Origin of the sequence: Marinimicrobium sp. UBA4509 (assembly GCF_002388575.1) — a bacterium.
In the GTDB taxonomy this organism is placed as follows: Bacteria; Pseudomonadota; Gammaproteobacteria; order Pseudomonadales; family Cellvibrionaceae; genus Marinimicrobium; species Marinimicrobium koreense.
This window is the reverse complement of the sequence record NZ_DGMV01000078.1, coordinates 42,520-53,663: the sequence shown is the minus strand read 5'-3', so window position 1 is coordinate 53,663 and position 11,144 is coordinate 42,520. Positions and strand designations below refer to the sequence as shown.

At 60.3% G+C, this 11,144-nt stretch carries 11 protein-coding genes and 1 pseudogene; 9 read left to right on the top strand and 3 right to left on the bottom strand.

The features are described from left to right. The 3 genes and pseudogenes from B3520_RS14625 to leuS all read right to left on the bottom strand — a co-directional run. Positions 1 to 228: pseudogene (locus tag B3520_RS14625) on the bottom strand (DNA polymerase III subunit delta); the annotation flags it as partial. Continuing rightward, positions 209 to 775 carry an LPS assembly lipoprotein LptE gene (gene lptE / locus B3520_RS14620; RefSeq protein ID WP_123637976.1) on the bottom strand — a complete coding sequence of 189 codons (567 nt, stop codon included), beginning with the start codon at positions 773 to 775 and terminating at the stop codon, positions 209 to 211. The gene lptE and the pseudogene B3520_RS14625, both read right to left, overlap by 20 nt. A gap of 57 nt (positions 776 to 832) precedes the next feature. After that, positions 833 to 3,295 carry a leucine--tRNA ligase gene (gene leuS, locus B3520_RS14615; protein WP_286876360.1) on the bottom strand — a complete coding sequence of 821 codons (2,463 nt, stop codon included), beginning with the start codon at positions 3,293 to 3,295 and terminating at the stop codon, positions 833 to 835. Between the two features lie 155 nt (positions 3,296 to 3,450). Here leuS and B3520_RS14610 point away from each other — a divergent pair, with 155 nt between their 5' ends. The 9 genes from B3520_RS14610 to B3520_RS14570 form a co-directional block, all read left to right on the top strand. Next, entirely contained in the window at positions 3,451 to 4,365 is a 915-nt protein-coding gene (locus B3520_RS14610; protein ID WP_286805628.1) for an alpha/beta hydrolase, read from the top strand. A 332-nt stretch (positions 4,366 to 4,697) separates the two neighbouring features. After that, positions 4,698 to 5,144: a 30S ribosomal protein S6 gene (gene rpsF, locus B3520_RS14605; protein ID WP_024462247.1), complete on the top strand. Its 447-nt coding sequence runs from the start codon at positions 4,698 to 4,700 to the stop codon at positions 5,142 to 5,144. 3 nt (positions 5,145 to 5,147) lie between these two features. After that, positions 5,148 to 5,375 carry a 30S ribosomal protein S18 gene (rpsR, locus tag B3520_RS14600; protein WP_024462248.1) on the top strand — a complete coding sequence of 76 codons (228 nt, stop codon included), beginning with the start codon at positions 5,148 to 5,150 and terminating at the stop codon, positions 5,373 to 5,375. A gap of 34 nt (positions 5,376 to 5,409) precedes the next feature. Then, complete coding sequence (locus tag B3520_RS14595) at positions 5,410 to 6,258, top strand: hypothetical protein (RefSeq protein ID WP_123639107.1); 849 nt, start codon at positions 5,410 to 5,412, stop codon at positions 6,256 to 6,258. 45 nt (positions 6,259 to 6,303) lie between these two features. Continuing rightward, a complete protein-coding gene (gene rplI / locus B3520_RS14590; RefSeq protein WP_024462250.1) occupies positions 6,304 to 6,750 on the top strand; it encodes a 50S ribosomal protein L9 in 447 nt (148 codons plus the stop codon). A gap of 134 nt (positions 6,751 to 6,884) precedes the next feature. After that, positions 6,885 to 8,279 (top strand): replicative DNA helicase, encoded by a 1,395-nt coding sequence (gene dnaB, locus B3520_RS14585; protein WP_024462251.1) that lies wholly within the window; start codon positions 6,885 to 6,887, stop codon positions 8,277 to 8,279. A 176-nt stretch (positions 8,280 to 8,455) separates the two neighbouring features. After that, positions 8,456 to 9,310 carry a pantoate--beta-alanine ligase gene (gene panC, locus B3520_RS14580; protein ID WP_286806291.1) on the top strand — a complete coding sequence of 285 codons (855 nt, stop codon included), beginning with the start codon at positions 8,456 to 8,458 and terminating at the stop codon, positions 9,308 to 9,310. Between the two features lie 27 nt (positions 9,311 to 9,337). Beyond that, complete coding sequence (panD, locus tag B3520_RS14575) at positions 9,338 to 9,718, top strand: aspartate 1-decarboxylase (protein WP_024462253.1); 381 nt, start codon at positions 9,338 to 9,340, stop codon at positions 9,716 to 9,718. 244 nt (positions 9,719 to 9,962) lie between these two features. Continuing rightward, the coding region (locus B3520_RS14570; RefSeq protein ID WP_286876359.1) for an AMP-binding protein at positions 9,963 to 11,144 on the top strand (1,182 nt) is incomplete at its 3' end.

The following is an 11,144-nucleotide window of genomic DNA, read 5'->3' as shown; positions in this document are numbered from 1 at the left end:
GTCGGCGAACAGCGACAGGCTGTTGGCGGCGCTGAGCAGCTGAGTCCAGTCAAAACTGGCGTCGGCATGATAGAGCTCCCGTTCCCCGAACCCCTGGGAGCGGGCGGCGGCGCGAATCTGGTCACAGGCTTCCTGGACGAGCAGGGGCTCATCACCACTGACCATATAAATGGGAGCCAGGCTTTTATTCAGAGCCTGACCGAGTTGTTCAGGGCGTAGTTTCGCCATTGGGGGTCTCATCCGGAGCGTCGGGTGCGTCGGAAACCAGTCCCTCGGCTTGTGCCGCATTGATCGCGGCCTGCAGTTGGCGGAGTATCTGCTGAGCCAACTCGGTGCGCATCTCCCGGGTCAGCAGCACTTCTTCCTGGGCGCTGCTGCCGGCGCTGCCGGAGCTGGCGTTGTAGGAGCGGGTCACGCTGCTGACCAAGCGGGTGGCGATGGGGATGCCGCGCTGGTCCAGCACGTCAAACTCGGCCCTCAGGGTGAGCTCGTAGGCGCTGGCCAAGGCATCGCTACCAACGGCGGCGACCCGCTTGTCCACCAGCTCCCGATTGACCCGCAAGGTATACCGGGCCTCGGTCGGTGAGTCGGTGAGCCGGATATCATCCGCCGACAACCGGTTGCGCAACTCGACCATGAGCGCGCCATAATCGTCCGGGCTGGTCAGGTGCAGGGTGTCTGTCAGGCTGGAGAGGGCGACGGAGCCGCGCAATTGCCAGCCACAGGCGCCGGTCAGCAGTATCAAAACAGCAATCATCATTGAGCGGACAGACATTGAGGCCCCCTTGGCACTCGCGATCGCGCTGGGCGGGAAACTCCCGCCCGGCAGGACTCAGTTGGCGACGATATTGACCAGTTTGTTGGGTACGACAATCACCTTGCGTACCGTCACCCCGTCGAGAAAGCGCTGAACATTGGGCAGGGTTTTGGCTTGCTGCTCGATGTCGTCTTTGGGGGCGTCAACCGGCGCCTGCATCTTGTCCCGTACCTTGCCGTTGACCTGAACCACGATTTCAATGCTCGAGCGGGTCAGGGCGGACTCATCCAGCGCGGGCCAGCGGGCGTCCAGCGGAATATCCTGGTGCCCCAGTGCCGACCACAGCGCCTGGGTGATGTGGGGCACGATGGGGGCGAGCAGCAGGACCGAGGCTTCCAGTGCCTCGCGCTCCACCGCGAGCCCCTCCGGGGTTGCCCGATCGGCCCGCTTGCCCACTTCGTTCATCAGCTCCATCACCGCCGCAATGGCGGTGTTGAAGGTCTGGCGACGGCCGTAGTCATCGCTGACCTTGGCGATGGTTTCGTGGGTTTTGCGGCGCAGATCTTTCTGGCTGTCCGGCAGGGTGTCGGCATTCAGGTCGCCCGGCTCACCAGCCTGCAGGTGGGCGTGCACGGTTTTCCAGAGCCGGCGCAGGAACCGGTGGGCACCCTCCACACCGGAGTCGCTCCACTCCATGCTCTGCTCCGGCGGAGCGGCAAACATGGAGAACAGACGCACGGTGTCGGCGCCGTATTGTTCAATCAATTCGCCCGGGTCCACGGTGTTGCCTTTGGACTTGCTCATTTTGGCGCCGTCTTTGAGCACCATGCCCTGGCAGAGCAGGCGGTCGAACGGCTCGTCGCAACTGACCAGGGCCTCATCGCGCATCAGCTTGTGGAAGAAGCGGGCGTACAGCAGGTGCAGGATGGCGTGCTCGATGCCGCCCACATACTGGTCCACGGGCAACCAGTAGGCGGTGGCTTCCGGGTCCAGCATCCCTTTGTCGTACTGCGGGCAGGTATAGCGGGCGTAGTACCAAGACGATTCCATAAAGGTGTCAAAGGTGTCGGTCTCCTTTTCCACTGCCTGGCCGTCGAGTTCCGCCTTACGCCATTCGGGGTCGGCCTTGATCGGCGACTGGACGCCGTCCATGACCACCTCTTCGGGCAGCAATACCGGCAGTTTGTCCGCTGGCACCGGGATTTCGCCGCCGTCGGGCAGGTTGTACATCGGGATGGGTGCACCCCAGTAGCGCTGACGGGAGACCCCCCAGTCGCGCAAGCGGTAATTCTCGGTGACTTTGCCTTGACCGGCGGCTTTCAGGGCCTGGGCGATCACCTCAAAGGCCGCATCAAAATCCAGACCATCGTATTCGCCGGAGTTGACCAGCACGCCTTTTTCGGTAAAGGCCTCCTGGCTGATATCACAGGGCTCATCGCCTTTCGGTGCGATCACCTGTTTGATCGGCAGATCGTACTTATGGGCAAACTCGAAATCCCGCTGGTCGTGGGCGGGCACCGCCATGACAGCGCCGGAACCGTAGTCCATCAGCACATAGTTGGCGATCCAGACCGGAACCGGCTCGCCGGTAATCGGGTGCTTGGCCTTGATGCCGGTATCCATGCCTTTCTTTTCCATGTTGGCCATATCGGCCTCGGACACGGACTGCTTTTTACAGGCCTCGATAAAGGTCGCCAGTTCCGGGTTGTTTTCCGCCAACGCCAGGCTGATCGGGTGTTCAGCGGCAAGGCTGACGTAGGTGACGCCCATCAGGGTATCGGGACGCGTGGTGTAAACATCAAAGCTCTGGTGCTTCGCCACCGGTTCGACCAGCTCAAAGCGCATTTCCACGCCCCGGCTCTTGCCGATCCAGTTGCGCTGCATGGTTTTGACCTGATCCGGCCAGTGGGGCAGCTTGTCCAGGTCGGCCAGCAGCTGATCGGCGTAGTCGGTGATCTTGATGAACCACTGGGCCAGCTCCCGGCGTTCCACCTGGGTGCCGCAGCGCCAGCAGCAGCCTTCCTCTACCTGTTCATTGGCCAGTACGGTCTGGTCTTCCGGGCACCAGTTCACCGCCGAGTTCTTTTTGTACACCAGCCCTTTTTCGTACAGGCGGGTAAAGAACCACTGCTCCCAGCGGTAGTAGTCGGGTTTGCAAGTGGTTACTTCGCGGGACCAGTCAAAGCCGAACCCCAGCTCCTTGAGCTGCTGGCGCATGGCGTCGGTGTTGGCGTAGGTCCATTTTGCGGGCGCGGTGTGGTGCTTGATGGCGGCGTTTTCCGCCGGCAGACCGAATGCGTCCCAACCCATCGGGTGGAGCACGTTCTTACCCTGCATCCGCTGATAGCGAGCGATCACATCGGAGATGGTGTAGTTGCGCACATGGCCCATGTGCAGCTTGCCGCTGGGGTAGGGGAACATGGACAGGCAGTAGAACTTTTCGCGGCTGCGATCTTCCACGACCTTGAAGGTCTGATGCTCGTCCCAGTAACTCTGGGCCTGGGTTTCGACATGCGCGGGATGATATTGCTCTTCCATCGGGGTGTTGGGCCTGTTTCGGTCTGCGAAATGGTAAAAGGCGCAATTATAGAGCCTTGGGGGCGATAAAGCGAAGGGCCGCGGACGCCGTTTGATTATGGTAAGCTCTGGTCGCCTATAAACAGAACAATTGCCCCACAACAGAGGGAGTTTCCATGAGAGAGAGTCTTAGGTTTTATACTGTCCTGAGCGTGCTGCTGTGCCTGCCCCTTGTGGCTCAGGCCCAGAGTGAGCGCCCACAATCTCCGTTCCGGATCTGGTCCGAGCAGGCGCCCGTCGAGCCGGACCGTGAGCATATTCGCAATGACCGTGTCGTGGCGGTCGATAACCCCAGCATCACCCCCTTTTGGCCGGAAAAGCCGAATGGCGCGGCCGTCGTGATTTTTCCGGGCGGTGGCTATAAGTGGCTGGCGTATGAAAAAGAGGGCGTCAAGGCGGCGCGCTGGCTGAATGAGCTAGGGGTGGCTGCCTTTGTGGTCAAATACCGCCTTGAGGACTACGGCCACCCGGCACCGCTGCTGGACGGCCTGAGGGCAGTTCGGTATGTGCGGGTGCATGCCGCCACCTGGGGGGTGGACCCGGAACGCATTGGCGTACTGGGCTTTTCGGCCGGAGGACATCTAGCGGGCAGCGTGGCGCTTCGCTCAGGGTTTACCCACGAAAGTCTGAAGGACGACCCCTGGGGGCGGGTCAGCGCACGGCCGGATTTCGCCATGCTGCTCTACCCGGTGGCGACCATGGAGGACCCCTATACCCATAAGGGATCCCGGCAGGCGTTGCTGGGGGAAGAGCCGAGTGCGCAGGATCGCGCTGAACACTCTCTGGAAAATCAAGTCAAACCGGGAGCACCGCCCCTGTTTCTGGTGCACGGCAACGGCGATCAGAGTGTACCGGTGGCCAACAGCCTGCAGCTCTATCAAGCGGCGCGGCCCCACAGCCCGGCCTCGGAACTGCACATTTACCAGACCGATCGCCACGGTTTTGGCCTGGAGCCCAATGAGGGCACCGCCTCCAATTGGCCCCGCGCCGCCGAGGATTGGCTGCGGCTGAACGAAGTGTTGGGCGAGTAGGTAGACTGTAACGGCGGATGCGCTTCGCTCCGATACGTCGGACCGATCCGCCCTGCACAACGTATGGGTGTTACATTGACGTCGGTTACGGCGGATGCGCTTCGCTTATCCGCCCTACGCAACCTCCGAGCCATCCGTAGGGCGGGTAAGCCGAAGGCGCACCCGCCGTTAACGCCTCATGCTGTGCAAAAAGTATGCAACTTGGCTTGCAACCCCACGGTAAACTCCCTAGAATACCCGCCCCTAACCGGCCCGGGCCTTTTGCCCGGGTCACTCCTTGCTTCACTCAGGCCCTTTTGGTCCGGGGAAGCTTTAACCCGTAAGGAGCTACAATGCGTCATTACGAAATCGTCTTTATGGTCCATCCCGACCAGAGCGAGCAAGTGCCCGGCATGATCGAGCGCTATACTGCCAGCGTCAAAAACAGCGGTGGCCAGGTTCACCGTCTGGAAGACTGGGGTCGCCGTCAAATGGCTTACTCCATCAACAAAATCCACAAGGCTCACTATGTACTCATGAACGTTGAGTGCACCGAGGAAGCCCTGGAAGAGTTGACCACCAACTTCCGCTACAACGATGCCGTCCTGCGTAACCTCGTGATTCGCGAAGACGAAGCCATCACCGAAGAGTCTCCGATCCTCAAGGCTGATAAAGATGCCCGCGAGCGCACTGCAAAGCAGGGCAGCCGCCCGCCGCGCCGTGAAGAGGGCAATGACAACTCCGACGACAACAGCTCGGACGAAGAGTCAGAAGCCGAAACCGAAAAGCAGGGGGAATAAGAGATGGCACGTTTTTTCCGTCGTCGTAAGTTTTGCCGTTTCACCGCCGAAGGCGTGAAGCGTATTGATTACAAGGATCTGGAAACGCTGAAGGCGTACATCACCGAAACCGGTAAGATTGTACCCAGCCGTATCACCGGAACCAAAGCCAAGTATCAGCGCCAGCTGTCCTCAGCGATCAAGCGCGCCCGCTACCTGGCCCTGATTCCGTACACCGACAGCCACGAGTAAGTCGAGGCCGTCAACCGGTTGAAGGAGTGCAGCATTGCGAGCGCTGGCTGAATTTATTTTGCGCGGTCGCTTGCAAGCCACAGCGGTGGCCCTGATTGGTAATTGGGTGCCCCTGCTGACCCCCGCCACCGTGGCTCTGGTCACCTTGCGCGTGGGGAGAAACAACGGTCTGCTGATTCTGTTATGGGGCGTACTACCGTCACTGCTCCTGCTCGGTTTCAGTCAGATTGCCCCGGCGGTCGCTACGGCGGTGGTCGGGGGTGTGCTACTGACTTACGGCGCCGCGCTGTTTTTACGGCGCGGCAGCGGGTGGGCCACTTGCCTGATGGGCATAGTGGCCGTAGCGACCCTGATGGCGGTCTTGCTGGGCGCTCTGGCCCCAGACGCCGTGCAGGCTGCGCTGCAGAGCTGGAATCAGCTGCTCGAAGAGCTGGCCAGTTCGGTAGACGCGTCAGTGTCGTCCTACAGTGCAACCTTTGTGCTGGGAATGCTGGCCTACGGGATGGCCTTTCCAGCCGCGCTCGGCCTGATGCTCGGGCGTTGGTGGCACTCGCTGGTGGACAACCCCGGTGGGTTCGGGGCGGAGTTTCAGGCTCTGAAACTTCACCCGATACAGGCCGTGACCAGTATGGCCGCCGCCGTGTATTGCCTGTTCCAGGGGTTGGATTACGCACTGTGGTCAGCGTTGTTTCTGCTGCCTTTGGTGCTGCAGGGGGTGGCAATGGTGCACCGCCTGGTAGCCATCAAGGGGCTTGGGGTTCAGTGGCTGTTTGTGTTTTACGCGGTATTGATACTGCTGGAACCTGCGACACAGCTGTTGGCCGTGTTGGCATTTCTGGATACTTGGCTGAATTTTCGCGAGCGGGCAACACCCCGGGCCTGAGGCCCCGCCCGATCGCCGGATCATACAACTTAGAGGGTAAACGAGATGGACGTTATTCTGCTGGAAAAAGTAGGCAAGCTCGGTGGCATTGGCGACCAGGTTGCTGTTAAAGCCGGCTTCGGCCGCAACTTCCTGCTGCCGCAGGGCAAAGCCATTCCGGCCACCGCCGAGAATGTGGCTGAGTTTGAAGCGCGTCGCGCTGAACTGGAAGCCGCTGCTGCCGCCAAGCTGAGCGAAGCCGAAGCGCGCGCCGCCAAGCTGGCGGAAGTCAGCGTTACCATCGGCGCCAACGCGGGCGACGAAGGCAAGCTGTTCGGTTCTATCGGTACTCGCGATATCGCCGATGCCATTACTGCGGCTGGCGTTGAAGTCACCAAGGCTGAAGTCAAACTGCCGGAAGGTGCGCTGCGCGAAATCGGTGAGTACGAGATCGACGTGCAAGTGCATGCTGAAGTCATTCAGGCGGTCAAAGTCAGCGTAGTGGCCGAGTAACGGGCACTACCCTGGGCCGGTCTGATTCCATGGCCGGCGGTGACAAGTCTGACGAAATCGGGCACTATCGACCCCTCGGGGACTGATCGGTAGTGCCCGTTTTTTTGTCCGAGAATTACCTGTACTGAGAGCCCATGTCTGATCTACCCTTGGATCTGCCCTCGGAGGAAGAGACCTCCCCGGCGAAAATGCCCCCGCCGCACTCGGTAGAAGCCGAGCAGGCGGTATTGGGTGGTTTGATGCTGGACAATATGCGCCTGGAAGCGGTGCGCGAAGTGCTGTCCGAACGGGACTTTTACCGGGATGACCACCGCCAGATCTTCCTGCGCATGTGCGAGCTGGCCGAAGAAGACCAGCCACTGGATGTCATTACCCTGTCGGAAGAGCTGCACCGGCACGAGGAGCTGGAGCGGGTCGGCGGACTGGGATATCTGACAGAATTGGCGGCCAATACCCCCAGTGCGGCCAATATCCTCGCCTACGCCAATATCGTGCGCGAGCGCTCGACGCTGCGCCAGCTCATCAGTGTCGCCCAGGAGATCAGCAAGTCCGGTTACAACCCTCTGGGGCTCGACGCCGACGACCTGCTGCAGATCGCCGAAAAGCGGGTGGCGGAAATTGCCGAGGATCGCCCCAAAGAAGGCGGGCTGACCGACCTGAACGCGCTGCTCAAGGATACCGTACAGCGCATTGACGAACTGTTCCGTTCGGGCAGTGATCTGACCGGGGTCAGCTCCGGCCTGGAGGATCTGGATCAGCGCACGTCCGGCTGGCAGCCCGGCGAACTGGTGATTCTGGCCGCCCGACCCTCCATGGGTAAAACCGCCCTGGCGCTGAATTTTGTCGAGTCCTCCATTTTTACCCAGACGCGCCCGACCCTGGTGTTCAGTATGGAAATGCCCTCGGCGGCACTGGTGATGCGGATGATGTCCTCCATCGGGCGGATTGATCAGGGCAAGATCCGCAACGGTAAGTTGACCGAGGAGGATTGGCCCAAGCTGTCCGCCGCGGTCAGTAAGATGAAAGACAAGCCATTGTTCATCGACGATACCCCGGGGCTTTCGCCCACCGAAATGCGTGCCCGGGTGCGGCGCATTGCCCGCGAGCACGGCAATCCGGCGATGATCATGGTGGACTACCTGCAGTTGATGCAGCTCTCCGGTCCGAGCGAAGGGCGGACCCAGGAGATTTCCGAAATCTCCCGCTCGCTCAAGGCCATGGCCAAGGAATTCGACTGCCCGGTCATTGCGCTGTCCCAGTTGAACCGGGGGGTGGAGCAGCGTCCCAACAAGCGGCCCATGAACTCGGATCTGCGTGAGTCCGGTGCCATCGAGCAGGATGCCGATGTGATTCTCTTCATTTACCGGGATGAGTATTACAACGAGGACAGCCCGGACAAGGGGATTGCCGAGCTGATTCTTGGCAAGCAGCGTAACGGTGAAATCGGCACCTGTCGGGCGGCGTTTATTGGCAAGTTCACCCGCTTCGAAAACCTGGCGCCGGAATATATGCAGCAAGGGGAATATTGATGCATAGGGTGACGCTTTTGCCTCTGAAAGCATGAATCAGGCGCCATGCTGCACAAAGATTGTACATCCCGAAACGACCGTGTATTATCCCGCCCCCAAGTTTGGGTAATTAGGTAACGCTGTGCCTGGCACGGCGTTAGGGTCCGCACCGCGTTGTCGCCTGAAACGAGCCAGCCATGCAGGTATTTCATCAGATTCACTCGCTGCGCACCGCTTTGGCTGAGGAACGTCGCCAGGGCAAGCGTATTGGGTTTGTGCCCACCATGGGCAACCTGCATCAGGCACATCTTGCTCTGGTGCAGCAGGCTCAGGCCAGCTGTGACTGTGTCGTTACCAGTATTTTCGTCAACCCGCTGCAGTTCGGGCTGAACGAAGACTGGGACAAGTACCCCCGGACACTGGCGGCCGACACGGCCAAACTGGAAGCCATCGGCTGCGACTTCCTGTTCTGCCCCGACGAAACCGAGATTTACCCCAACGGCATGGCCGAACAGACCCGGGTCGTCGTGCCCACCATGACCGACGTGCTCTGTGGTGCCAGTCGCCCGGGCCATTTTGAAGGCGTGACGACGGTTGTCACCAAACTGTTCAACATCGTTCAGCCGGATGAGGCGGTGTTCGGTGCCAAAGACTTCCAGCAATTGGCCGTGATCCGCCGGATGGTGGAAGACTTGTGCATGCCGGTCAGGATCAGCGCCGGAGACATTGTGCGCGAAGCCGACGGCCTCGCGCTCAGCTCCCGAAATGGCTTTATTGGTGAGGATGAGCGCCCGCGGGTGTCTCAGTTGTATCGGAGCCTGTGTTGGGTGCGCGAGCAGATTCAGTCCGGTCGGCGCGACTATCTCGTGCTGGCGGAAGAAGCGAAGGAACAGATTGAAAACGCGGGTTTCCGACCCGACTATGTCAGTGTGTGCAACAGTCATACGCTCGACCCGGCGGCCCACGATGACGCCGAAATCACGATTCTCGGCGCGATGTACACTCGGGGTGCGCGCCTGATTGACAATGTATCCCTTGTGCTGGACGCTTGACGTCAGCACCAAACACGGGAGAAGCCTATGCTTTCTACTCTGCTGAAAGGCAAATTGCACATGGCGGCGGTCACCCAGGCCGAGCTCTGGTACGACGGCTCATGCGCCATTGATAGCGATCTGGTGGCGCTGGCTGGGCTGCGCGAGTTTGAACAGATTGATATCTACAACGTCAACAATGGCGAGCGGTTCACCACCTACGTGATCCTGGCGGAAGCCGGATCGGGAACCATCTCCATGAACGGCGCCGCGGCCCGCAAAGTGCAGGTCGGCGACCGGGTCATCATCGCCAGTTACGGGCAGTACAGCGAAGCCGAGCTGCTCAATCACAAGCCTCGCCTGGTGTATCTCGATGAGAACAACCGGGTAGAGCGCACGACCAATACCATTCCGACCCAGGTCGCCTGACCCGGGTTGCCCCACACCCGCCTCCAATCCGGCGGGTGTGGCTCTCCTTCCTCTCCGGCGCTTTCGAGCTCCTTTGATCGACATCATCCGCTTAACGATTATTTACGGCTTGGCCGCTTTGGACAACGTTGTCTGTGGCCAATTTCAGAAACTGCTGTTAAGCTTGAGTTTGCGGCTCCGAGCCCGGATCTTGAACACTAGCGTCAACCACGAATTGCAATAACAACTGTCAGCGAGGCTTCTCATGTCCGAACACCACATCCACCCGGTTCCCGATTCCTTCAAAGCGCATGCGGCCATTGATGCGGAGCGCTATCGGGCGATGTACCAGCGCTCAGTAGAGGACCCGGATGGGTTCTGGGCGGAGCAGGCCGACGCCTTTCTGACCTGGGACAAAAAGTGGGACAAGGTGTGTGAGAGCGATCTGCGCAAAGGGGAAGTCGCCTGGTTCAAGGGCGGCAAGCTCAATGTCAGCGTAAACTGCGTCGATCGCCATCTGGAGCAGCGGGCGGATCAGGTCGCCATCATCTGGGAGGGGGATGACCCCTCGGAAGACCAGATGATCACTTACCGGGAATTGCACACCGAAGTCAGCCGGCTGGGCAATCTGTTGCGTGAGCGCGGCGTCAAGAAAGGCGATCGAGTGTGCATTTATATGCCGATGATTCCCGAGGCCACCTACGCCATGCTCGCCTGTGCCCGTCTGGGCGCCATCCACTCGGTGGTGTTTGGTGGCTTCTCCCCTGATGCACTGAAAGACCGGATTCTGGATGCGGATTGCCAGGTGCTGATCACCGCCGATGAGGGGGTTCGCGGTGGCAAACACATCCCGCTGAAAAACAATGCGGACAAGGCGATGAACGCCTGCCCGGGTGTGCATACTTGCCTGGTGGTCAAGCGTACCGGTGCCGATGTCGGCTGGAAGGAAGGTCGGGATATCTGGTACGAACAGGAAGTGGAGCGCCAATCCGATCACTGTGAGCCGGAGAGCATGGATGCCGAAGACCCCCTATTCATTCTGTATACCTCGGGCTCTACCGGCAAACCCAAGGGGGTGCTGCACACCTCCGGTGGCTATCTGCTGCAGTCGGCCATGACCCATAAATATGTATTTGACCACCAGGAAGGTGACGTTTACTGGTGTACGGCGGATGTGGGCTGGGTCACTGGCCACAGCTACATCGTATACGGCCCCCTGGCGAACGGTGCAACCACGCTGATGTTTGAAGGGGTGCCCACCTACCCGGATGCCTCCCGCTGTTGGCAGGTGGTCGACAAGCATATGGTCAACACCTTTTACACCGCGCCCACGGCCATTCGGGCTCTGATGGGGGCGGGCGATAAGTGGGTCACCCAGACCTCCCGTCAGTCCCTGAAGCTGTTGGGAACCGTGGGGGAGCCAATCAATCCCGAGGCGTGGGAGTGG